Source organism: Vibrio antiquarius (genome assembly GCF_000024825.1).
GTDB classification, from domain to species: Bacteria; Pseudomonadota; Gammaproteobacteria; order Enterobacterales; family Vibrionaceae; genus Vibrio; species Vibrio diabolicus.
Genome location: NC_013457.1, coordinates 1,365,000 through 1,388,324 on the forward strand (window position 1 = coordinate 1,365,000; position 23,325 = coordinate 1,388,324).

Genomic DNA, 23,325 nt, shown 5'->3' on the forward strand with positions numbered 1-23,325 from the left:
CGATGACGTCTCCTTTCCAAAGCGCTTGTAGCCGAGCGCTTTATCCCTCATGGCGTCATCGGAACCTTTTTTGAAAGAATTTCTAATTTGTTCCGGTCATGTGCAAAGTGAGGATACTCGAAGGCAAGGAAAGGACCATGGAACAACAGGCAATCAATTTAGTCGCGAACATCTTGTTGGTGGAAGATGACGATGATTTGGCAGAACTGGTTCAGATGCATCTCAAGTTTCAAGGACACCAAGTATCGCGAGCCACAAATGTCGCCGATGCTAAAGCGCAATATCAGCAACAACCCTTTGATTTATTGATCCTTGACCGAGGTTTACCAGATGGTGATGGTCTAGATATCTGCCATTATTTGCGTCAGCAACAAGATTGGAGCCCAGTGCTCATGCTGACAGCCAGAGACGGTGAAATGGACAAGGTTGACGGTTTAGAAGCGGGCGTTGATGACTACATCACTAAGCCATTTAGCGTATTAGAATTCCAAGCACGAGTGCGAAACGTGCTGCGCAGAGTCAGCCAAACCGCAGAAGCCAAAGTAGCAAATGAAGTTCTCGATGATGCGATGGATTTTGGTCCGCTGAGAATTATTCCGGAGTTGCACCAAGTATCCCTAAACGATAAAGATGTCACTCTTACCGCGACAGAGTTTACTTTGCTGCAGTTTCTCGCGACTCGTCCGGGCAGAGTCTACAGTAAAGATGAATTGCTCGATCACGTTTGGAACACCAGCCATTCTGGTTATCACCACACTGTGTGTAGCACCATAAACCGTTTACGCAGCAAGTTGTCTTTGTCTGATTCTGATCATCACTTCATTCAAACCGTGTGGGGTGTTGGATATAAGTTTCAACCAAGACACTAATGCAAGACAGCAAGTCGGCAGTTGTTTTCACCGTCATTTTTCAATCATCACGGGTGTTTCAAAAACATCGCTGTTTAAGGAGGCGATAGGATGAGCTTCAAATCTCGCTTGGTAGTATTTACTAGCTTGTGGTTCTGCCTCGCGGCGGTGGTGATTGCACTGACTTACAATTGGCAAAAAGAAACCATTGAGTTGCGCACCAAGCAAAGCCTGCATAAAGAGCTAGCCAGCCATATGCGTGATGATAATCCGCTGATGATCGGTACGGATTACAACCCTAAAGCACTCAAGTCGATTTTTCACACGCTCATGCTGATCGGCCCTGACTTTGAAATCTACTTCCTCGATAGCCAAGGCAATATCACCACCCATGCAGCGCCAGAAGGGGCGGAGATCATGGGGAAGGTGGATCTCAATCCCATAAAGCAATTTTTAAATGACCAGCCTTTTCCTATTTTGGGTGAAGACCCACGTAATCGTGGTGAGCACAAAGTCTTTTCTGTCGCGGCGATAGAAGAATTAGGCTCAACGGTCGGTTATCTCTACGTGGTGATTGGCAGTACCCGACATGACGCCATTGCAAATGCTCAAGTCGATACCCCTTACATCGCGCTGGCAGGATTGGTCTTAGTGTCCATTTTAGGCTTTGCCTTCGGGGCTTATGTGCTGGTGAAACGTAGCCTATTGAACCCGATTGAACGTGTGACCAAGCAACTTCAACAGCAAGCCGAACATGATTTCCGCCTGCAACCTGATTTTACTCACCAAGTTCCGGAGCTCGTGCTGATTGCGCACTCTTATCAGATGATGGCGAAGCACATTCAGCAGCAGTTTTTACAGTTGGAGTATCAATCGTCTCATCGTCGTCAAAGCTTGTTGCAGCTTAGTCATGATTTAAAAACGCCGTTATCGAGCGTGCTGGGCTATTTGGAAACGTGGCGTTTGCAGCATCCGGAATCCGATCCTTTGATTGATGTCGCGTTCCGAAATTGTGAGAAGCTTTCAACCCAATTACATTCTTTATTAGACGTCGCGCGTAAAGAGGAACCAATGCCAAACTACGAGTACCGCCCCGTGGATCTGGGCGCTTTGATGGCAGAATGTGCTGAAACGATGGAGAGCCAGTTTTCTCGTAAAGAAGTGGTGTTGAAAGTGGATATCGATAGCGAGATTCAAACTGTGGGTGATAAAGGACTCTTAGAGCGGTTGGTATTAAACCTGCTTGAAAATGCCTTACGCCACAGCCCAATCGGCTCGGAAGTGCATTGTCAAGCGCATTTGAGTGAGGATAAGTCGCGAATCCTGTTCACTTTTGTCAATCGAATTGATAAAGATGCCGTCGGTGGCGCATTAGGAATTGGTACAAAGATAGTGCAGTCAATTTTAATGTTGCACCACAGCTACTTAGAGACGTGTGAGACGGACACTGAGTATCAACAAAAATTCGCACTTCTCGCTACTTGAGGAGAAGCGCGAATTTGGCTTATCGAATGACTACTTAATAACGCCACATACAACGCGCGCACCGCCGCCGCCTAATTTAGCAGGATGGTCGGAATGATTGTCACCACCAGCATGAATCATTAATGCTCGACCTTTTAAATCTGATAATTTTAGGCGAGGCGCGACAACGGGCTGATTGGCATTGCCATCCATGTCCACGTAGAGTGGAGGCAGGTCGCCTAAATGATTGTCATCGGTCCAAGGGTAGCCATGTTTCCCTGTGTCGCTGGGGTCATAGTGACCACCTGCTGCACCGCCAAGGACGGTTTTGCCATTCTTCTCCGCGCTATCGCACGATGGATTGGTGTGAACATGGAAGCCGTGCACCCCTGATGACAAACCTGATAACTGAGGCATAAATACCACGCCATAGTCACTTTGTGAAATCTCAATGGTGCCAGCGCTCTTCTTACTGTTGAGATCGGTCATCGCGACAGTCTGCGCAAGTACGTTAGGAGCGGCTACGAGAGTGGCAGCAACTGAAATGCATAGCAATCCTTTTAACATGGGACTTCCTTCTTTTTGGTTGTACGCTCAAGCACATATTAGTGAAAACTTCTCTTCCTTATGTCTGTTGAGCGGTGGGTTTATGTCAGAGAGTGATGTGTCTCACTCTATGGTCTTAAACTGGTATCTATCTGCGAAACCAGTTCTCCTTTATTAAGACTTAACATATTGAGATTGTTCAGATATAAAAAGAATAGACGTCAATCAAAAAATAGCCTGAATATTTTTAAATTAACGCAAAGTTAAATTTTTAATGACTTTATAACAAAGCTCATAATTGATTTATAAAGAAGTTGTCGGAATTGTCTTCTATAAAAAATAATCAATTTAATGAATATTTTAATGTGAACATGGTTGTTTATAGGTTTGTGGTCAAACTGTTGCTTATATCATCAAATAAGATAAAAAATTGGAACTAAAGTCACTTAATGGCAGAGGAAAAAATTAAACTCTGGTTTTAATGGGTAATAATGTTTTAGTAACAGATAGTTACGCACTTAAAATTAATAATATGGCTAATTTCCGACAAGGATTGAAAAAGATGAAAGACAAGGAATCTATTCAGACTAATAGCAGCCGCCGTAATTTTCTGAAAGGCGCAACAGGAGCTGTTGTTGCTGGTGTGAGTGCTTCCGCTTTCTCGGGCGCAGTTCAAGCACGAGAACAGAAAATTGATTGGAGCAGCCGCGGGCTAGGTAGAAAACACGATAAGCGCTTTTGGCGTAAAGTGCAACGACAGTTCGTTTTGGATAAACGTACGACTTACATGAACATTGGCACAACGGGTTCTATGCCAAGACAAGTTCTTCAAGATTACGAGCATAACAACAAGTTGGTGGCTAAGTATCCTTGGGATATGAAGGGCAAATTTGGCTCTTGGCCTTATGTCTCTGAGATGGTTCAAGAAGTAGCGCCTGGCTTTGGTGCTAACCCAGAAGAAATCATTCTCAGCCGCAATACTACTGATGGTCTATGTTCGATCATTAACGGCTTACACTTTGAACCAGGCGATGTGATTCTAACGACGCACCATGAGCATATGGCTGCAACATCACCGATGAACGTCGCAAAACATCGTTTTGGCGTCGATGTTGTTGAAATTCAACTACCAGTATTTACCGGTACTGAAGACGTTTCTGAACAAGATTACATCCAAGCTTTCCGCGACGCGCTTGATGCGCATCAAAACGTTCGCCTCATCATGTTCTCTCATATCACCTATAAAACGGGAACGGCGTTACCAGCCAAAGCCATTTGTGCTTTAGCGAAAGAATATGGTGTGCCTACGCTTGTAGATGGAGCGCATACTGTCGGTATGTTTGACCTCGATTTCCATGATATGGACTGTGATTTCTATGCAGGTTCTGGTCACAAATGGCAGTGTGGTCCTGGCGCAACCGGTATTTTGTACGTACGTGATAACGCCAATCGCTTGAATGAGTATTGGAGTGATCGTGAAAACCCGTTGTGGTTGATCAACTCTTCACTTTCTCATGCGGATTACTTAGGCAAGCAGTTACAGATGCAGTACATCGGGAACGACAACTATCCTGCGAAACAAGCGTTAGTTGATAGCTGCAAAATGTGGGATGAGATTGGTCGTGACCGCATTGAGGAACGTGTTCTAAGTCTTGGTAGTTTGTGTAAAACCTTACTACAAGAGTACTTGCCACAAGCCCAAATGTACTCGCCAAACGTGGAAGGTTTAACGAGTGGCTTAACCACAGTTAACCCATTCTCTGATGTGACGAATGAAGACATATTGACTGAATTCAGAGATCGTCTGCGTGAAGAATATGGCTATATCATTCGAACAACCAGCTTTAAGCTGCATAAAGATGATGACTTTGATACTTACGCACTCCGTATCTCCACGCACTTGTTCCATGACGAGCAGGATGTTGAAGGGCTCGTGGTGGCGATGACGAATTTGTATTACTCGTCGTTCTAACATCGTTGTTTATCACTCAAGCGCCCATGATTGGGCGCTTTGTGAAAGGTAAGGATATTATTATGTCAGTCAAAACATTCAAAAGAACTTTAGCGGCGATGGCGCTTATGGCGGCCTCTGTTATGTCCTCTTCCGCTTGGTCAGACGACTTACAACAGATCCGTGATCGCGGAGTGTTGCGCCATATTGGTGTGCCGTACGCTAACTTCGTTTCTTATATTGAACAAGGTGAAGTGGAAACCTTGACTGGCTTAGATGTAGAGATAGTCAAAGGCTTTGCCAAGTCGTTGGGCGTTAAGTACCAATATGTTCCAGCTCAGTGGAGCGATATGGTCGGTAAGCTGACGGGCCAAGATGTTCAATACCATAATAAGCAAGCCGTCGTGGGAGAAAGTGTTCCAATCGAGGGGGACTTGATCGCAAATGGCGTTACCATTCTTGACTGGCGTTCTGAAGTTTTAGACTTTTCACAAGATTACTTCCCGTCAGGTGTTTGGTTAGTTTCCAGAACAGATTCCACGCTGAGTCCGATTAAACCCAGTGGGTCGGTTGATGAAGATGTAAAAACCGTCAAGCAGCTTATTCATGGTCGCGAAGTGTTGGCGTTGGAGCACTCTTGCTTGGACCCTAACCTTTATGACTTATATGACACAGGCGCAAAAGTCATACTGCCTGATGGGGCTCGTCTTCTGAATGAGATGGTGCCAGCGATAATGAAAAATGATGCGGAAAGCACATTACTAGACGTCGCCGATACGTTAATTGCATTAGAAAAATGGCCAGGTGAAATAAAAGTCATTGGTCCAGTATCCGAAAATCAGAAAATGGCTGTTGCATTCCGGAAAAACTCGCCGGAATTACGCAAAGCATTTGATCGTTATTTAGATTCAATAAAGAAAGATGGAACCTACGAAAAATTAGTAAAAAAATACTATCCATCTATTTACTACTTTTATAACGATTACTTCATAGAAGATAGTAAGAAAACCCGATGAAAAAGGCCGTTAAAAAAATATCCAGTAAAAAATTTATTGCAATAAGCGCAATATTAGTCTCTATTTATTTAGCTATGCTTATTGTTGTGACAAGTTTGGGGCAAAATAAATTAAAAGAATCCCAACATAGGGAACTCGGTTTAAAAGTAAAAAGCTACGCAAGCACACTCGATAATTTATTTACCATTGCCAGTGAGGATGTTGATAATTTATCTACAGATAAAACAGTACAAACCTTCTTTGCTAATTTAGCCTCTGGCATGTCAATGGAGTACGGATTAGGAGCGAGTTTAATTAACTTGAAGCGTCGTTTCGATGAAAAGATAGATGGTAAGTTAATTAATAGCAGCCAAATCTATAAAAAGCTCACACTGGTAGGAAGTGATGGCACAACGATTGTCACGACGGGCTCTGAAGACAACATAGAGCATAAGATGGATATCCAAACCTTAATGACTCAACATGGGCATCCCGAAGAGGTTTGTGCAACTCGATATAACGACGACGTGCGTATTCAAGTCATTAAGCAAGTTAAGTTCTCTGGAAAGCCAGTTGCCTTTCTAATTGCAGATCTCAATAAAAACATTGTTATTGATCAGCTCACTAATCAAGAGCACGAAGACAGTTATAGCCGGATGGTGCTCAAAATAAAAGACGTTGAGATGGTCGTATGGGATACAATAAATAAAACGTCTTCTCATAATAAAGATGAGAATTATTTAATATCTGAAGCCGTTGATGGAAAGATATATTTTGAAGTGCCTGTTGAAAAACATCACTTCAAACTTATGGCTTGGTTTGAGCCTTTGAGTGAGCGAGATATTTTCACATCACGGATCTTCATTCTCGGTTTGAGTATTCTTGCTGTTATGGTTGTTATTGCGCTGTGTTATGCGTTCATCACAAACAATAATAGAATTGAATTGAAAATTAAACTTGAAGAAGAGAAAAAGCGAAAAGACATTCTTTCTCAACAGAACCAAAAACTAACTAACGAAATTGAACGCCGAAAAGCGTCTGAAAAAGAACTCGCCTTCCAAGCTAAATACGATACGTTGACTAACTTGCCTAATCGCAGCTACGGTTCTGAGAGACTGGCTTTGGAGTTGATTAGAGCGTCACGTAGTGGCTCAAAAGTATTGGTCATGTTTATTGATTTAGACCACTTTAAGCAGATTAACGATTCAATGGGTCACTTTGTTGGCGACGAGATCCTTAAACTTAGTGCTCAACGACTGCATCAAGTCGCGAGAAAAACAGACTTACTGGCGAGAATTGGTGGGGATGAGTTTTTATTAGTGATTCCTGACTTGCCTGATAATGACACCGCGAAGCGCGTTGCTTCAAGCGTGCTTTCGGCGTTTAACGATCCATTTGTATGGAACAACCATGAATTCTTCTTGAGTAGCAGCGTCGGAATGTCTGTATTTCCGGATGATGGAGATAATGCCGAGCAGCTCCTCGCCTGTGCTGACATGGCGATGTATCGCGTGAAGCAAGATGGACGCGATGCCTTCTGCTTTTATAACCACAATATGAACCAAGACTTGCAACGCTATTTGGATTTGGAAAATCGACTAAGAAATGCCATCTCTAGTCAATTACTAGAGTTGTATTATCAACCTATTATTGAGCTGAGCAGTGGTAAAATTGTTGGCGCAGAAGCGTTAATGCGTTGGAATGATGAGAAGTACGGATTCGTAAATCCTGAAGAGTTTATCTCTATTGCTGAGAAAAATGGCTTGATTCATCAAATTGGTGAATTCGCTATCCAGCAAGCGTGCCGCCAAGCGGCGCAATGGCAAAGTCTGACGCCGCTGTTTGTTTCTGTGAATTTCTCCAGTGTTCAATTTAGGTATTGTGATCGCTTACTTGCGTTTATTAAGAAGAGCCTTGAGGAGTCTGGTCTTCCATCAGATAAGTTCGATATTGAAGTGACTGAGAGCCTTCTCTTTAACCACGACTCAGAGCTATTAGACATGCTCAATAACTTAAGAGCGTTAGGCACTAAGCTTACCATCGATGACTTTGGTACTGGCTATTCTGCGTTGAGTTACTTACAGAAATTCCCGTTCGATCGCCTTAAGATTGATCGCAGCTTTATGCAAAATATGTTCGAAAACGACTCCGATCGTGAGCTCGTCAACGTGATCATTGCAATGGCGAAAGCGCTGAACCTTAAGATTGTTGCTGAAGGCATTGAAGAACAGCGTCATGTCGATTATCTAAAAGGCTTAAACTGTGAGTTCGGGCAAGGTTTCCACTATAGCCGCCCGTTACCAGCCAAAGACTTTGAAGCACTACTTAAACAACCAACTGGGCGATAACTCCTTTTATTACAATAATATAGGAAAGCATTAATTGAATTCGTGCCTTGAATTCATTAATGCTTTTCCACCTTAAGGGATAATCCTTCTTCCTTCCTTGAATTACACTACAATTAATTGATGAGTGATAGCCCGTGATGCCCGTCACATAAAGGCTCAACCTAATTCTAAACGAGTAAATACTCGCCAAAATAACCAGGAAGGAATTTCAAATGTCTTCTGCATTCTACCAACAGATTCAGCAGCAAATTGAAGAAGTGAAGACTGAAGGTCTTTACAAATCAGAGCGCGTAATCACGTCTCAGCAGCAAGCGGCTGTTAAAATCTCTACCGGTGAAGAAGTATTAAACTTCTGTGCAAACAACTACCTTGGTCTTGCTAACCATCCTGCGCTAATTGAAGCGGGTAAAGCGGGCATGGACGAGCACGGCTTTGGTATGGCTTCAGTACGTTTCATCTGTGGTACTCAAGACATCCACAAAGAGCTTGAGCAGAAGTTGTCTAAGTTCCTAGGTAAAGAAGATACGATTCTTTACACCTCTTGCTTCGATGCAAACGCAGGTCTGTTTGAAACCATTCTCGGTAAAGAAGACGCAATTATTTCAGACGCACTAAACCACGCGTCAATCATCGACGGTGTTCGTCTATGTAAAGCAATGCGTTTCCGTTACTCAAACAACAACATGGAAGAGCTAGAGCAACAACTGATTGCTGCGAAAGAAGCAGGCGCACGCCACATTCTTATCGTTACTGACGGTGTGTTCTCAATGGATGGCGTAGTGGCGAACCTTCCGGCTATTTGTGACCTAGCTGAAAAATACGGCGCACTGACCATGGTTGATGACTCTCACGCGGTTGGCTTCATGGGTAAAACGGGTGCAGGTACGCACGAATACCACAACGTGGTTGACCGTATCGACATTATTACAGGTACGCTAGGTAAAGCAATGGGTGGCGCTTCAGGCGGTTACACGTCTGGTAAAGCGGAAGTGATCGACTGGCTACGTCAGCGTTCTCGTCCATACCTATTCTCTAACTCTGTTGCACCAGCAATCGTAAGCGCTTCTATCCGAGTTCTAGATCTACTAGAAGAGAGCGGTGACCTACGTGACCGTCTATGGGAAAACGCAGCACACTTCCGCGCACGTATGGAAGCTGCTGGTTTCACAATGGGCGGCGCTGACCATGCGATCATTCCAATCATGCTAGGTGATGCGAAAGTGGCAGCAGAATTTGCTGAACGAGCACTAGAGAAAGGCATCTACGTAATCGGCTTCTCATTCCCTGTGGTACCAAAAGGCCAAGCGCGTATCCGTACTCAAATGTCAGCAGCGCATTCTCGTGAGCAGCTAGATCGTGCAATTGATGCGTTCATCGAAGTTGGTAAGGACATGGGTCTTATTTAAGACTCTAGGTCCTAGATAATAGGGCCTTTAATGAAGGTTACATTATGAAAATTAAAGCATTATCAAAGCTAAAGCCTGAAGAAGGCATCTGGATGACTGAGGTTGATAAACCTGAAGTTGGCCATAACGATATTCTGATCAAAATTAAGAAAACCGCTATCTGTGGTACAGACGTACACATCTACAACTGGGACGAATGGTCACAAAAGACAATTCCAGTTCCTATGGTTGTCGGTCACGAATACGTGGGTGAAGTGGTTGCGATTGGTCAGGAAGTTCGTGGCTTTGAAATCGGTGACCGCGTATCTGGTGAAGGTCACATCACTTGTGGTCACTGCCGTAACTGTCGTGGCGGTCGTACTCACTTGTGTCGCAACACGATCGGTGTGGGTGTAAACCGTGAAGGCGCATTTGCAGAATACCTAGTGATTCCTGCATTTAACGCGTTTAAGATCCCTGACGAGATTTCTGACGATCTAGCATCGATCTTCGACCCGTTCGGTAACGCGGTACACACTGCGCTTTCTTTCGATCTAGTCGGTGAAGACGTGCTCATCACTGGTGCTGGCCCAATCGGTATCATGGCAGCTGCAGTCGCAAAACACGTTGGTGCTCGCCATGTGGTTATCACAGACGTTAACGAATACCGTTTAGAACTTGCTCGTAAGATGGGCGTAACACGCGCAGTAAACGTTGCAGAAGAGAAGCTTGAAGATGTAATGGCTGAACTAGGCATGACAGAAGGCTTTGACGTAGGCCTAGAAATGTCTGGTAACCCAGCGGCATTCAACTCAATGCTAACCACAATGAACCACGGTGGCCGTATTGCATTACTCGGTATTCCACCATCAGATATGGGCATTGATTGGAACCAAGTGATCTTCAAAGGCTTAGTTATCAAAGGCATCTATGGTCGTGAAATGTTCGAAACATGGTACAAGATGGCTTCACTGATTCAATCTGGTCTGGATCTATCACCAATTATTACGCACCACTACAAGATTGATGACTTCCAAGAAGGCTTCGATGTCATGCGTTCAGGCATGTCTGGCAAAGTTATCCTTGATTGGGAATAATCTGCTCAAATAAGAAAGCGCTCCGAAAGGGGCGTTTTTTTTCGTTTTTTAAACGGTTAGATTTTTTATTATTTAGCTCACACCCTATCTCTTTTCGTTTCTAAAAGCTGTCTAATTCAGAAAAAACTGCCTTCTTCGTGTTTCAACGTATGCAGAATACACTAAAGACCTTTTATTTAATATGGTTAATTGGTGGTTTTATATTCCAACCTAAAAGAATATCTCGGTGTAAAGCACTGCTTTTCTTTTGACAACTACAATGAACTGACTTCTTTTTATCTTTTTAATCTTGATATGCACTTTGTTTTATTTGTTGAGCTATAACTAATAATACAATCATCTGTATAGAGTTCACAGAGATAGAAATGGAGCTTCATATGAAAATTTTTTGTTTGATTATTCCCTTGTTATTTACAGTGTTGAGCTTACAAACGAGGGCAGAGACAATTAGCGGTACGATAGACGTTTCGATCAATTTAGTGGAAGGCTGTGTCATTAATGGCAACAATGCGGTGAACGGTTCCAGTAATATTGGTTTTGGCTCATTAAATTTTGGTGACGTTCCGGCCATTTTTACTGAGCAAGAAGCAGTCTTGACTGGGGAAGGTGGTACGGGGATCGAAATACTTTGCAGCAATGGAGTCACGCCTACTTTCTCTTTAGTCAGTGGTGCCAACGATCCCAGTTCGACGACAGGTAATCACGCAATGACCAACGGATCCGAGTTTGTGGATTACACTCTCTTCACTGATTCAGATCGTTCTACCCAGTTTACCTCGAGTAACCCTATAGCACTCTCTACATTTAATGGTGTTGATTCAGAGACCATTAATTTGTACGCCACGGCATACGGTACCAGCAGCGTCGCAGGGAGTTATGTTGATACACTAAACGTAACTCTGAGTTGGTAAGTGAACTCTATATTACTCAAAGTATTTTTATTCACCGCGTGTGCCACTTTTTCCAATCCTATTTTTGCAGCGCAGAGTGAAACTTTCCAAGTGTCAGCGACCATTGATACGGGGTGTCTGATCAATGGTGCGCTGACAGAAGAGAGTAACACTCAAATTGGAACAATAGGAGAGTTAAACTTTGGTGAACATTCAGCTATTTATGCTGCGGAAGTAGAAGGCAGCATCACCTACAACGGTGGGCTTACGTTAAGTTGTACTCCAGGCATAGCCATGAATATTAAGATTGACGGTGGTTTGAACGCTTCGGTAGGGGTGCGCAAGCTGAAGCACACAGAACAGTCGAGTACGGTGGATTATTTATTATTTGAAGATGCAGAACACTCTCAAGTATTAGACATTGATACCCCCTATTCTGCTGGAACTAATGAAGACCCTGACAACATTCAGGTGCCAATTTGGGCAAAGGCGATATTAAATGGAAATGAAATCGCTGGTATTTATACAGATACTCTTACCTTAACGCTTGAGTGGTAAGCGCTGTTTCGAAGAAATGATAACCTTCGGAGAAATTAAATGGATTTAATAATAAAAAGACTGGTTTTCGTCATTATTTTCTTATCAACGTTAACTTCACAGGCCTATGCTAATTCTCTCCTTATTTGGCCTATTTACCCTAAAATATCTTCTGAATCGAATGCGACATCAATTTGGATGGTTAATCAAGGCACTGAAGATTTTTATTTGCAGGTTCGTATTTTTCAGTGGGGACAGAAGGATGGGCAGGATACATATGCGCAGCAACGACAACTGATAGCTACGCCTCCTTTTGTGAAAATTGCACCTGGTGCCAAGCAACTTATTCGTATATTAAATCAAGATGGAGCGCTTTCGAATAAAGAGTACGCATATCGTATTATCATCGATGAACTCCCGCCAGCTAAAGGGCCTCAAGATGAAAATAAAGAAAATGATCTGGCAGTAAAAGTGAGAATGAGATATTCCATACCATTGTTTATGTACGGTAAAGGGATGAAAAGACAATCCCAAGGAACAAATGAAGTTTGGAGCGGACTACAGGCAAAGATTATAAAGAGTAAAGATAAGAACCTTATTCATATAGAAAACACCAGTAATCACTATGTCAGATTAGTCAACCTAGCAGTGACCGCGCCAAACCAATCGCCTTTTATCGTTTCGAAAGGGTTAGCAGGGTATATATTACCTGAGCAATATAAAACGTGGCCTATTTCTTACTCCAATATGAAAAATATAAAAGTAAAGGCGGATATTGAAGGTAAGCGTTACGTTATTCCACTCGAACAAAATGAATAAGATTTTATATCTATCTTGTTTATTTACCAGTATGACGCCTGGCGTGGGTTGGTGCGACAACGTAGTGACCCATTTATCGCAGTTACCTAGTCCTGAAAACTTTTCTTATGAGAACTTTGAAAATATTCATTTGTCGTTAGAACTAGTAATTAATCAACGACCGACTGGTTTAATCGCGGATGTTGAACGTAAAGGCGAGCGCTACTTCGTGTATAGAGACGATTTACTGTCTGCTGGCGTGGTCGCGGATGTATTACCTGGGACGCAAGAGAAGTTAGACATAACATCAATATCGGGTGTAGAGGTCGATTATTTGCAATCGTCACTGCAATTATTAATCACAGTGCCTCCTAATTGGTTGCCGATGCAACGCTTTTCTGCGCAGAACAGGAGGCGTTTTTCGCCCGCTAAATTCGGAACTGGTGGGTTATTTAATTACAGTGTGTTTGGTGTTTATGATCACGATAGTAGTCAAAAAGAAGTATCTATTAAACACGAATTGAGAGCCTTTTCCGAATTCGGCGTACTTTCTACGACGGGAATATTTAAATCTAACCTTCATCGAGACGTTCAAGCGCAACAAAGTAATAAATATACGCGCTTCGACACGAGGTACGAATATGTTGATCAAAGTCGTCGATTGCGCTTTGAAGTAGGGGATTACATTGTGAGGCCCCTTGCGTGGAGTCAACCAGTTCGAATGGCTGGTATTCAACTGTCACATGACTTCTCTATGCGTCCAGACGTGGTTACCGCACCTTTACCTGCATTTTATGGCGAAGTAACTGCTCCCACGACGTTAGATTTATTTGTAAACGGATTAAAAACCGATTCAATGTTTGTGGGGCCGGGACCGTTTGTTATCAATGATATTCCAATGGTATCGGGAGCTGGTGAAGCGACAGTGATTGCAACGGATGCCCAGGGAAGGCGGACTGCAATGACCAGTCCATTTTTCCTTTCAGCTAACTTGCTGAAGGCTAACTATACCTCTTACAACGCTAGTTTTGGTGCTTTACGCCGAAACTATGGCAACGCTTCAAATGACTATGGCGATGGTGCTGTTGTCGCAGCTGCGAGGCACGGAATGACAAACTGGCTAACGTTGGAGGCACAAACCGAAGCGAAAGATGACTTAATTGTTGCGGGAGTCGGTTTTGTTACCAACCTATTCAATATGGGAACGATTGATGGGGCGGTAAGGTTTAGCAATTATGAGCAGAGAGCGAGTTCCTATTCAGTTGGTTATAGTTATCAATCTCGAATGTTTAGCTTTGCCGCTCGTACCCAAGTTGAGAGCGAGGGATTTTACACCCTCTCCCAAACACCAGAGAGCTTGAGAAGTGACGGCACTAACGAGCGAGAGAATTTGTCTCGGCATGTCTCTCAGATAAATGTTGGCGCCCGGCTGAATGAGTTGGGTTCGTTATCAGGGGGATACTTTGATGTTCAGCAAACCGACTCTCGATCGAGAATACTTAATGTAACTTACAGTCGCTCGCTTCCGTTCGATATCAACATGTCATTATCGTTTAATCGGAGCATAGGTGGAGAGGCCGTTACGCTAGCACAATTCTCATTACCTTTGAGCGCCTTCTCTGGTAGCGCGGGATTAACCATGAAGCGTGAAAGCGATGGTCATCTTAGTGGCCGTGCTAGTGTTAGTCGACTTGCGCCGATTCGAGGTGGTTGGGGAATCAACTTAGCGCATGATATTAATGAAAAGCCTGACAATAGAAAGCAGGCCGATGTTACTTACCGAGCCTCTTGGGCGGAGTTCCGAGCGGGCTTAAACGGGACGAGTGGTAATTACGATTATTTTGCCGAAATGTCGGGTTCGGTTGCGTCACTCGATGGTGAAATATTCCCTGCAAATAATGTGTACGATAGTTTCGCTGTTGTCAGTACTAGCGGTTTTGAAGGTGTGCCCGTCAAATATGAGAATCAAGTCGTTGGATTGACTGATGATGACGGTTACTTACTTGTGCCGTGGGCAATGGCATATTACACCGCAAAATATGAAATTGATCCGCTTAGATTACCAGCCAATGCTTTTTTCCCAACAACAGAACAATACGCGTCGATACATTCTGGGTACGGCTATTTGCTCGAGTTCCCAATAGCTTTGCAAGTTGCGTTGAGTATGGAGGTTGTTGATGAAAATGACGCCTACTTGCCGTTAGGAACTTATGGTCAATCAGATACTGGAGTGGTTGGGCAAATTGGTTGGGATGGAGTAACGTATTTTGAGGGGCGTAATGTAGGTGAGTACATTATCTTTTACCCCGAAGGCTTTCCACCATGTAAAGTATTTATAACGGGACTCTATCAAACGCGGAGCGAGAAAATACAGACATTAGGTAAACAAGTCTGCACGAAAGAGCAAAAAGCAGAGGTACAATTATGAGTCGGTATTCTCGTTATCTTTGGTTTTTTCTTCTTTTTATATCGTCCGGTAACATGGCTTGTGAGCTCACTGCGCCGACGCCTTTGATTCAATTTGGAAGCGTTTCCTCGTTTACCGTTTCAACTATTCAGCAACAGAGCTCAGCCCAGCCTCATGCTGGGATAACGTGTGACTTTTCTACACTTGTTTCTTTGTTGAGTGGCGATTATGTGTCTGCAACGTTTAACAGCACTAACGATGGGCGGTTGCTTAATGCGGCGGATATCAGCTCGGAACTTAGCTATCAGATTTTTGGAGACCCAAGCCTTTCGCAAGAGTACATTTTTGGCCAAACTTACAATTTTTTTGAAATTGGGCTGCTCGATTTACTAGGTTTATTTGGCACTCAAGCTGAATTTCCGCTTTATGCCCGGACAGGAGCTGGTAGTAATCTCTCTGCAGGGACTTATCGAGACCAAATTACGGTGTCTTGGATTTGGAATTATTGCTCAGGAATTGGAGTTGGAGGCGTATGTCTTGGGCGAGAAACAGGCAATGCACAAAGCTTGATTACGGTAGAGTTAGAAGTCACTCCCGATTGTATGATCACGGCGCCAGATATTAATTTTGGTTCATCACCATTGGTGGCAGGTTTTGACCCTGTCAGTCAGGTTATATCATTAACCTGTACCAAGAACAGTGCTTTTACCATTGGTTTAAACGACGGTGTGAATGCCTCCGGAGGCCAACGACGCATGGCATCTGGCGGTAACTATTTGGAGTATGAAATCTATAAATCCTCATCGACGGAGCGGTGGGGGGGTACTGGTTCTGAACGTCGTGAACAGAGCGATGTGGATACGGGTGACACCATTCCCGATGGCATCACTCCGCAGAACTTCAATTATCGCGCAGAGATAATAACAAGCCAAACCACCCCACCATCTGGCACTTATACCGACTCGATAATCGTTGATGTTCAATTTTGAGCATCATATCAATTGCATAACTAGAGGCATCTATTCCAAAAAACTTTTGTAATCATAGTTTTCACTCTATTCCCGCTTAATTCTGTGCGATTAGTATGGTTTTGTTTTCACAACATTTAACTTGAAGGAATAAGGAAAACTATGAAGAAGTCACTGGCAGCACTAGGTTTGGCGTTGGTATTTACAGGAACAGCTTACGCAGCAAGCTGGGGTTACGAGGGGAGTCACGGGCCTGAGCATTGGGGCGAGTTTGCGTCTGAATGTTCCAAAGGTCAAAACCAAAGCCCAATTAATATTGTCTCCGCAGCAGAAGCGAAGTTAGACAAATTGCAGTTCGACTACCATGGCAAAGCAATCTCATTGCTCAATAACGGCCACACCCTGCAAACCAGCCTAGAGGGTGACAACACACTGTTGATTGATGGCAATGCATTCACGTTAAAGCAGTTCCACTTCCATACCCCGTCGGAAAACCATGTGGATGGCAAAGAATACCCTTTAGAAGCGCACTTTGTGCATGCTGATACAACTGGCCATTTGGCGGTTGTGGCCGTGTTTTTTCAATCCGGAAAAGCGAACCCAGATTTAGCGAAGTTACTGGCAAACATACCAAGTAAAGATCAAGCTGTAGAGATTAAATTGCCATTTGAAGCGGATGCACTGCTTCCAAAAGACAAAGCGTATTATCGCTTTAATGGCTCACTAACGACACCACCATGCTCTGAAGGGGTACGTTGGTTAGTGATGAAAGAAGCACAAACCATTTCCCCTGAGCAGATTAAAGCGTTTACGAAAGTGATGGGGGAAAACAATCGTCCCATCCAACCATTGAATGCTCGTATGGTGTTAATGCAACACTAACCAATCCAAGCAAATAAAAAATGAAAAAGCCCGCTTGAATAAAGCGGGCTTTGTTATTGGTATTGGTGGAAATTAGAAGCCGTGATCTTCTTGCTCTTCAGCTTTTATCATTTGAATTGGATCGAGCTTGAGTGTTTGAGTTGGGAAGGCGATATCTGCTTCGTGTTCTTTAATGATGTTAATTACTTGAAGAAGAACATCCTGTTTAACCTCATGGTATCTCACCCAATTCACGGTTTTTGTGAAGGTATAAATGAAGAAATGCAGTGACGATGGACCGAACGTATCGAAGTTGACGATAAGCGTTTGGCGTGCATCAATATCTTTGTGATTCTTAAGCATCTCTTTCACCGCTGTAATGATTTGCGGCATTTTTTCGGCGTCGTCGTAACGAAGTCCAATTTTTTCGTAGATGCGTCGGTTTAGCATGCGAGATGGGTTTTCTACGACTATGTTGCTAAACACAGAGTTTGGCACATAAAGAGGACGCTTATCGAAAGTTCGGATGATGGTCATTCTCCAGCCAATTCGTTCTACCGTACCTTCAATTTGGCGATCTGGAGAGCGGATCCAGTCGCCAACTTTAAACGGACGATCGAAGTAGATCATAAGGCCGCCAAAGAAGTTCGACAGCAGATCTTTCGCCGCTAAACCAACGATTAAACCACCGACACCACCAAAGGTGAGCAATCCTGACAGTGACAAGCCAAACGCCTGCATCACAGTGAGAATTCCGACGGTAATAAAGAACAAGCGCGCGACTTTAGCTATCGCTTGCACTGTGGTTTCATCTCGGTTTTTTTGTTCTAGGACGTACTCTTCAACATTGGTGATGAGTCGCATAACGGTCCAGACGAAGATACTGATCACCAAAATCAGTTTCAGCGTGCTTAACCAGTTTATTTTATCGTTGAGCTCGCTCTCTAATATGATGCCGATAGAGACGGTTGCTGGCCAACACCAAATGAGTGTACTGACTGGCGCTTTTAGCGCATCAAGCAACATGTCATCCCAGTGGAAAGGGGTTTTCTCTACTAGTACAGCGAGACGAGAGCGGATCAGTCGCCAAGCTATCCAAGCAATAAAGCTGGCGAGTGTAATGAAAAGGACACTCCCACTCCAATCTTGATGAGATGTTTCAATATAGCTTTGCAAATCGGTAAACCACTGTGACATATGTAACTTCTTTCTAGTGAACCATGGAAGGAAAGGTAGCAGATATTACTCCTTCACCCCAGTGATTTCCTTTAAATCATTTACTTATGTATAAATCGCCTGAGGTAGGCTATCTCGTGAGGTGAAAAGTGAGTGGTCGAAACTGGGTGATGAGCTGCTGTTCCATTCGTGTGCGGAGCTTCGTCATCTCCGATATGCGTTGATATTTGAACGATCAATTATAACTTCTCTGACTTATCGCTAACATTTATCTTAAGTAAGTGTGAGAGTGTATTGGCTCTTGAATTAGCGGAGGCAGATATGGAATTTACAGAGCTGGATCGAAACGCGCTCTACGACATCTGGATGTCACAAAAAGCCAAAATGCACATCACTCAAATGGAAATGGCGAAGCGCCTTGGTTTGAGTCTACACGAGTTTTCTGGCTTGTTACGTGGTAATTCTCCACTGACGCTAGGTTTTGTAAAACAGCTATGCGAGCAGCTACATGTACGTCCTGGTCAGGTGATTCCGTCTTTGACGGAGCGTGATCTATCTGCATCTGGTACGGTTTATTTACAAAATCGTGTGACGGTGGATGGTGATATCAGTAACGTGTTTATCGACGGCAACCAAGTCGTGATTGAGTACGTTCACCAAGTAAGCTAGCTTGCTCGTCAAATTATCGGGTTGAATAGCAATAAAAAACGAGCCAATTGTGGCTCGTTTTTTCGTTTCTGTTTTTAATCGCCTGCAAAGATTATGGGATTTTCACTAGCGAATCGCGAGAAAGATCCGCGATAGACTTCGCGCCTGTCAGCGTCATAGCTACACGCATTTCTTTATCGTACAGATCCAGTAGGTTTTCAACGCCTGCGCCGCCTTGTGCAGCCAATGCGTACACAAATGAACGACCAAGCAGTGTGCAGTCTGCGCCCAGCGCGAGCATACGAACCACATCAAGACCAGTACGGATACCTGAGTCAACAAAGATCTTAAGATCGCCTTTTACCGCATCTGCAATGCTTGGTAGTGCTTTAGCACTTGAAAGTACGCCATCTAACTGACGACCACCATGGTTAGATACCACAATGCCATCCGCGCCGAAACGTACCGCATCTTTCGCGTCTTCTTCGTCGAGGATGCCTTTGATGACCATAGGGCCATCCCAAAAGTCACGAATCCACTCAAGATCTTTCCAGGAGATAGACGGGTCGAAGTTTGCGCCTAACCAGCCGATGTAATCTTCTAGCTTTGTTGGTTCGCCACGATACGTTGAGATGTTACCTAAGTCGTGCGGCTTACCAAGTAGGCCCACATCCAGTGCCCAGCTTGGGTGGCGCATCGCCTGGAATACACGACGCATGGCTGCGTTAGGGCCGCTCATGCCTGAGTGCATGTCACGGTAACGCGCGCCAGGAACTGGCATATCAACGGTAAACACCAGCGTTGTTACGCCCGCAGCTTTTGCACGCTCAAGCACGTTCTTCATAAAGCCACGGTCTTTAAGCACGTAAAGCTGGAACCACATTGGACGTTCAATTGCAGGTGCGACTTCTTCAATCGGACAAACCGAAACAGTCGACATAGTAAACGGGATGCCCTTTTTCTCGGCTGCTTTTGCTGCTTGCACTTCGCCTCGGCGCGCGTACATACCAGTTAGACCAACAGGAGCTAGCGCGATTGGCATTGCCAGTTTCTCACCGAAGATCTCGGTTTCTAGGCTCAAATCTGTCATATCGCGTAGGACGCGTTGGCGAAGAGCGACATCACCTAAATCGTCAGTATTACGCTTCAGCGTGCGTTCGTCGTAAGAGCCGCCATCAATATAATGGAATAGAAACGGGGGAAGCTTGGCTTTCGCGGCAGCGCGGTAGTCAGTAGAAGCTGAGATAATCATAATGGTGTCCTAGCGGTTATTCTAAGCAAAGTTGTGGAGCAATTTGCTCTTTCGTTGAGCCTTCATCGCAAAGCAGTGAAGGCATCAAAATGAGTATAGTTACCTATGGTTCACTTACGTTTGAACTGGTGATGTTGGTAACTCATTTACATAATTGATTGAAAAATTTTGTTAAATAACTCAATCAGTTATACAAATTGGAAAGGATGACACAGCTGCCGGGGGGATTGATGTAGCAAGCTAAATCAACATGTCGGGGTAGTAGTGCTGACAGCTGTGTCAAATTAGGCAGGGCTACAAACCCTGCGTTTCGCGTTACTTCATCAAGACATCCGTCATTTGGAGGCCGTAAATCAACACCAAACCAATAATGCCCGTCATTACAATGTAGTAGAACGTAGGGATAATAGTCTTACGTAATGTTGCGCCTTCACGGCCAAGTAAGCCTACGGTGGCTGATGCGGCAACAACGTTGTGAATCGCAATCATGTTACCTGCGGCAGCACCAACGGCTTGAAGCGACACTACAATCACACTCGAAATAGACAGTGTTTGTGCGACTTCGAATTGGAACTGGCTGAACATCATGTTTGAAACCGTATTTGAGCCAGCGATGAAAGCACCCAGCGCACCAACAGTGGCACTCAGTGCTGGGAACGCAGAACCGACAAGGTCAGAGGCAAAGTTCGCTGTTGTGACCGGCATACTTGCTAGGTCAGCGCCGTTAATACCAGAGTTGATAAAGATACGAACCATCGGGATGGTAAATACCAAGACAAACCCCGCGCCAATCAGTGTTTTGCTTGACTCGCCAAACGCTTCACGCAATGGCTTTGCGCTGCCGCTTTGTAACATTGCGGCAAGCAGTGCGACAAACACCAGAATGCCACCAGGAAGGTACAACGGCTGAATTGCAGCGCTAACGCCAGTCTCACCAAGAATGTTGCTGAACGACAAACTTACGCTTTGTACAAAGCCTTTCAGTTCTGGGCTTACGCGGCTTGCGACGAGAATTACCGCCAGCATTACATATGGAACCCAAGCTTTTACGATGCTCATTGGCTTGCCTGGATTGTCGTTTAGATCGACTTTTAGCGAGCCCAGCCATTCAGCAGGCCATTTGTCTTCGCTTTCGAAATCCCACTTAGTCTTTGGTACTAAGAAGCCTTTTTTCGCTGCGGTAACAACAATAGAAAGACCAACCAAACCACCGATTAGTGAAGGGAATTCTGCACCCAAGAACACACCAGTTAACGCGTATGGCACAGTGAAAGAGACGCCTGCGAATAAAGCAAATGGTAGAATATCCAGACCTTCACTCCAGCTTCTGTTCTTGCCGAAGAAACGTGTTAACATCATCGCCATTAATACAGGGATCATCGTACCTACAACAGCGTGAATCACAGCAACGTGCGCGGTGATATCTTGCAGGTACATTTCCCATGTTGCGCCTTGTGCAGCCAAAGACTCACTGATGTTATGCGTGTCTAAACCTTTGTTTACACCCACGATGATTGGTGTACCCACCGCACCGAATGAAACAGGCGTTGACTGAATCATCATGCCCATTAGGACAGCGGCTAGCGCAGGGAAGCCGATTGCAACCAGTAGTGGTGCAGCAATTGCTGCCGGGGTACCAAACCCTGATGCGCCTTCAATGAATGAGCCAAAACACCAAGCAATGATGATGGCTTGCACACGGCGGTCAGCTGAAATATCGGTAAATCCATTACGGATAGTGGTGATCGCTCCAGTGTGTTTTAAAGTGTTGAGCAAGAAGATGGCACCAAACACGATCCATAGAACAGAGACAGTAATGCCTAGCCCTTGGAATACAGAAGCCAGTACGCGATTGGCTGACATATCCCAAAACATTAGGGCAATAGCGACGGTTAAACCGAACGCAACAGGCATGGCTTTTTTAGCAGGCCAGTTGAGACCAACCAATAAGATGGCGGCAACAACAATTGGCGAAAATGCCACTAGGGCAAGTAGGGTTTCACTCATTTGTACATCCTTCGTACGCTGACTTCTCGAACGGTGTCAATCCGCTGTAGAGGTGACTTTTTGTTGTAATGGTTTTGTTAATTTGGCGTGAATTTACTCCTTTATTTTTTGTTGATATAGGGAAATAATGAAAATAATTAATTCCAAAAGTGACATAATCGTATGAGAGCAGACGACCTAATCCTATTTTCTCAAGTAATCGAACTGGGCAGTTTTAGTAAGGTTGCAGAAGCAAATAACCTTACAAATTCGGTAGTTAGCAAAAGAATGGCAAGGTTGGAGGAAGAGATAGGGGCGCAGCTATTATATCGAACAACGCGTAAATTGACCTTAACCGAAGCAGGTAAGGTGTTACTCCACAGTGCTAAAAATGTGAAGCAGGCCACTCAGGAGGCTATGGACGCTGTTGCAGGCTTTGGAGAGAATGTGAGCGGTCACATAAAAATGTCCGTGCCTTGTATCTCTGGAGATTTGATACTTGCTGATGCCGTTGCGGAATTTTGTAACCTTCATCCGGGTCTGACCGTGGACATGTCATTGGATAACCGCTTTGTCGATTTGGTGGCTGATGGTTACGATTTAGTCATTCGAACTGGCTACCTAGCCGATTCCAGTTTGATCGCACGACATATTCTCGATTCCCAATGGGTGGTATGCGCGTCCCCTTCATATATCGCTAAAAATGGGAAGCCGATCGAGCCGATTGATCTCACCACGCACAATTGTCTGCAATACGCTTACCAAACCACAGGTGCAACAGACTGGGAGTTTAAAGGCGAAGATGGTAATTACATCGTCAAAGTATCGGGCTGCTTTTCTACTGATAACGCGACCGCATTACGTAAAGCCGCTCTGGGCGGCCATGGTATAGCTTACGTCCCGCGATGCTTGGTGTATCACGATATTCGCAATGGCCAACTGGTGGATATTTTTCCTGAACTAGTGGGTAAAAAGTTGGGTATCTATGCGGTGTACCCGTTTACTCGTCAACCACCGAATAAAGTGAAACTGCTTATTGAGCACATTCGTGATCGTTACTTAACGATATCTCATTATTTCTAGTTCCTTCATAGATTTAAAACAATGTCGTTGAAATCAATATTGGGTGCTCTAAGGTAATCACCGCAATAAAACGATATGAAAATAA

The 23,325-nt window shown here is 44.2% G+C and carries 19 protein-coding genes; 15 read left to right on the forward strand and 4 right to left on the reverse strand.

All coding sequences use genetic code 11. The annotated features are described in order from the left end of the window. Window positions 1-137 precede the first annotated feature (137 nt). Window positions 138-869 (forward strand): response regulator transcription factor, encoded by a 732-nt coding sequence (locus tag VEA_RS21020; protein WP_006741967.1) that lies wholly within the window; start codon window positions 138-140, stop codon window positions 867-869. 90 nt (window positions 870-959) lie between these two features. Then, window positions 960-2,333, forward strand: a complete 1,374-nt coding sequence (locus VEA_RS21025) for a sensor histidine kinase (protein WP_006741966.1) — start codon at window positions 960-962, stop codon at window positions 2,331-2,333. A 30-nt stretch (window positions 2,334-2,363) separates the two neighbouring features. Here VEA_RS21025 and VEA_RS21030 read toward each other — a convergent pair whose 3' ends face one another. After that, window positions 2,364-2,879 carry a superoxide dismutase family protein gene (locus VEA_RS21030; protein WP_006741965.1) on the reverse strand — a complete coding sequence of 172 codons (516 nt, stop codon included), beginning with the start codon at window positions 2,877-2,879 and terminating at the stop codon, window positions 2,364-2,366. Window positions 2,880-3,420: 541 nt separating this feature from the next. On the opposite strand from VEA_RS21030, the gene VEA_RS21035 reads away from it, so the two are divergent. The 11 genes from VEA_RS21035 to VEA_RS21085 all read left to right on the forward strand — a co-directional run bounded on the left by VEA_RS21035 (window position 3,421) and on the right by VEA_RS21085 (window position 17,116). After that, window positions 3,421-4,830 carry an aminotransferase class V-fold PLP-dependent enzyme gene (locus tag VEA_RS21035; RefSeq protein WP_006741963.1) on the forward strand — a complete coding sequence of 470 codons (1,410 nt, stop codon included), beginning with the start codon at window positions 3,421-3,423 and terminating at the stop codon, window positions 4,828-4,830. Window positions 4,831-4,892: 62 nt separating this feature from the next. After that, window positions 4,893-5,825, forward strand: a complete 933-nt coding sequence (locus tag VEA_RS21040; protein WP_005394865.1) for a transporter substrate-binding domain-containing protein — start codon at window positions 4,893-4,895, stop codon at window positions 5,823-5,825. Next, window positions 5,822-8,152, forward strand: coding sequence for a putative bifunctional diguanylate cyclase/phosphodiesterase (locus tag VEA_RS21045; RefSeq protein WP_006741962.1), 2,331 nt, complete (start codon window positions 5,822-5,824; stop codon window positions 8,150-8,152). Before VEA_RS21040 ends, VEA_RS21045 begins: the two co-directional genes overlap by 4 nt. 212 nt (window positions 8,153-8,364) lie before the next feature. Next, window positions 8,365-9,558 carry a glycine C-acetyltransferase gene (locus VEA_RS21050; RefSeq protein WP_006741961.1) on the forward strand — a complete coding sequence of 398 codons (1,194 nt, stop codon included), beginning with the start codon at window positions 8,365-8,367 and terminating at the stop codon, window positions 9,556-9,558. Window positions 9,559-9,602: 44 nt separating this feature from the next. Then, entirely contained in the window at window positions 9,603-10,634 is a 1,032-nt protein-coding gene (gene tdh, locus VEA_RS21055) for an L-threonine 3-dehydrogenase (protein WP_005394871.1), read from the forward strand. Between the two features lie 377 nt (window positions 10,635-11,011). Further along, entirely contained in the window at window positions 11,012-11,545 is a 534-nt protein-coding gene (locus VEA_RS21060; RefSeq protein ID WP_006741959.1) for a Csu type fimbrial protein, read from the forward strand. After that, window positions 11,546-12,082, forward strand: coding sequence for a Csu type fimbrial protein (locus tag VEA_RS21065; protein ID WP_006741958.1), 537 nt, complete (start codon window positions 11,546-11,548; stop codon window positions 12,080-12,082). A gap of 39 nt (window positions 12,083-12,121) precedes the next feature. Further along, entirely contained in the window at window positions 12,122-12,880 is a 759-nt protein-coding gene (locus VEA_RS21070) for a fimbrial biogenesis chaperone (protein ID WP_006741957.1), read from the forward strand. Window positions 12,881-12,911: 31 nt separating this feature from the next. Beyond that, window positions 12,912-15,287, forward strand: coding sequence for a fimbria/pilus outer membrane usher protein (locus tag VEA_RS21075; protein ID WP_086027987.1), 2,376 nt, complete (start codon window positions 12,912-12,914; stop codon window positions 15,285-15,287). Continuing rightward, complete coding sequence (locus VEA_RS21080; protein ID WP_012842427.1) at window positions 15,284-16,255, forward strand: Csu type fimbrial protein; 972 nt, start codon at window positions 15,284-15,286, stop codon at window positions 16,253-16,255. Before VEA_RS21075 ends, VEA_RS21080 begins: the two co-directional genes overlap by 4 nt. Window positions 16,256-16,396: 141 nt before the next feature. After that, the gene (locus VEA_RS21085) at window positions 16,397-17,116 is read left to right on the forward strand and encodes a carbonic anhydrase (RefSeq protein WP_006741954.1); all 720 of its coding nucleotides are present in this window, start codon (window positions 16,397-16,399) and stop codon (window positions 17,114-17,116) included. A 72-nt stretch (window positions 17,117-17,188) separates the two neighbouring features. On the opposite strand, the gene VEA_RS21090 is transcribed toward VEA_RS21085, so the two are convergent. After that, window positions 17,189-18,292, reverse strand: a complete 1,104-nt coding sequence (locus tag VEA_RS21090) for a mechanosensitive ion channel family protein (RefSeq protein ID WP_006741953.1) — start codon at window positions 18,290-18,292, stop codon at window positions 17,189-17,191. A gap of 300 nt (window positions 18,293-18,592) precedes the next feature. On the opposite strand from VEA_RS21090, the gene VEA_RS21095 reads away from it, so the two are divergent. Then, the gene (locus VEA_RS21095; RefSeq protein WP_005375109.1) at window positions 18,593-18,940 is read left to right on the forward strand and encodes a helix-turn-helix domain-containing protein; all 348 of its coding nucleotides are present in this window, start codon (window positions 18,593-18,595) and stop codon (window positions 18,938-18,940) included. Window positions 18,941-19,031: 91 nt separating this feature from the next. Here VEA_RS21095 and lldD read toward each other — a convergent pair whose 3' ends face one another. Beyond that, the gene (gene lldD / locus VEA_RS21100) at window positions 19,032-20,171 is read right to left on the reverse strand and encodes an FMN-dependent L-lactate dehydrogenase LldD (RefSeq protein ID WP_005383962.1); all 1,140 of its coding nucleotides are present in this window, start codon (window positions 20,169-20,171) and stop codon (window positions 19,032-19,034) included. A 315-nt stretch (window positions 20,172-20,486) separates the two neighbouring features. Beyond that, window positions 20,487-22,178 carry an L-lactate permease gene (locus VEA_RS21105; RefSeq protein ID WP_006741952.1) on the reverse strand — a complete coding sequence of 564 codons (1,692 nt, stop codon included), beginning with the start codon at window positions 22,176-22,178 and terminating at the stop codon, window positions 20,487-20,489. A 162-nt stretch (window positions 22,179-22,340) separates the two neighbouring features. On the opposite strand from VEA_RS21105, the gene VEA_RS21110 reads away from it, so the two are divergent. Next, the gene (locus VEA_RS21110) at window positions 22,341-23,240 is read left to right on the forward strand and encodes a LysR family transcriptional regulator (protein WP_005375112.1); all 900 of its coding nucleotides are present in this window, start codon (window positions 22,341-22,343) and stop codon (window positions 23,238-23,240) included. The last annotated feature ends 85 nt before the right edge of the window (window positions 23,241-23,325 follow it).

Excerpts from the sequence above, each read along its gene's own strand:
- VEA_RS21040 (WP_005394865.1), top strand. The coding sequence starts at position 4,893 with ATGTCAGTCAAAACATTCAAAAGAACTTTAGCGGCGATGGCGCTTATG.
- VEA_RS21030 (WP_006741965.1), bottom strand. The coding sequence starts at position 2,879 with ATGTTAAAAGGATTGCTATGCATTTCAGTTGCTGCCACTCTCGTAGCC.
- VEA_RS21090 (WP_006741953.1), bottom strand. The coding sequence starts at position 18,292 with ATGTCACAGTGGTTTACCGATTTGCAAAGCTATATTGAAACATCTCAT.
- VEA_RS21025 (WP_006741966.1), top strand. The coding sequence starts at position 960 with ATGAGCTTCAAATCTCGCTTGGTAGTATTTACTAGCTTGTGGTTCTGC.
- VEA_RS21110 (WP_005375112.1), top strand. The coding sequence starts at position 22,341 with ATGAGAGCAGACGACCTAATCCTATTTTCTCAAGTAATCGAACTGGGC.
- lldD (WP_005383962.1), bottom strand. The coding sequence starts at position 20,171 with ATGATTATCTCAGCTTCTACTGACTACCGCGCTGCCGCGAAAGCCAAG.
- VEA_RS21060 (WP_006741959.1), top strand. The coding sequence starts at position 11,012 with ATGAAAATTTTTTGTTTGATTATTCCCTTGTTATTTACAGTGTTGAGC.
- VEA_RS21095 (WP_005375109.1), top strand. The coding sequence starts at position 18,593 with ATGGAATTTACAGAGCTGGATCGAAACGCGCTCTACGACATCTGGATG.
- tdh (WP_005394871.1), top strand. The coding sequence starts at position 9,603 with ATGAAAATTAAAGCATTATCAAAGCTAAAGCCTGAAGAAGGCATCTGG.
- VEA_RS21050 (WP_006741961.1), top strand. The coding sequence starts at position 8,365 with ATGTCTTCTGCATTCTACCAACAGATTCAGCAGCAAATTGAAGAAGTG.
- VEA_RS21045 (WP_006741962.1), top strand. The coding sequence starts at position 5,822 with ATGAAAAAGGCCGTTAAAAAAATATCCAGTAAAAAATTTATTGCAATA.
- VEA_RS21105 (WP_006741952.1), bottom strand. The coding sequence starts at position 22,178 with ATGAGTGAAACCCTACTTGCCCTAGTGGCATTTTCGCCAATTGTTGTT.
- VEA_RS21070 (WP_006741957.1), top strand. The coding sequence starts at position 12,122 with ATGGATTTAATAATAAAAAGACTGGTTTTCGTCATTATTTTCTTATCA.
- VEA_RS21085 (WP_006741954.1), top strand. The coding sequence starts at position 16,397 with ATGAAGAAGTCACTGGCAGCACTAGGTTTGGCGTTGGTATTTACAGGA.
- VEA_RS21080 (WP_012842427.1), top strand. The coding sequence starts at position 15,284 with ATGAGTCGGTATTCTCGTTATCTTTGGTTTTTTCTTCTTTTTATATCG.
- VEA_RS21075 (WP_086027987.1), top strand. The coding sequence starts at position 12,912 with ATGACGCCTGGCGTGGGTTGGTGCGACAACGTAGTGACCCATTTATCG.
- VEA_RS21020 (WP_006741967.1), top strand. The coding sequence starts at position 138 with ATGGAACAACAGGCAATCAATTTAGTCGCGAACATCTTGTTGGTGGAA.
- VEA_RS21035 (WP_006741963.1), top strand. The coding sequence starts at position 3,421 with ATGAAAGACAAGGAATCTATTCAGACTAATAGCAGCCGCCGTAATTTT.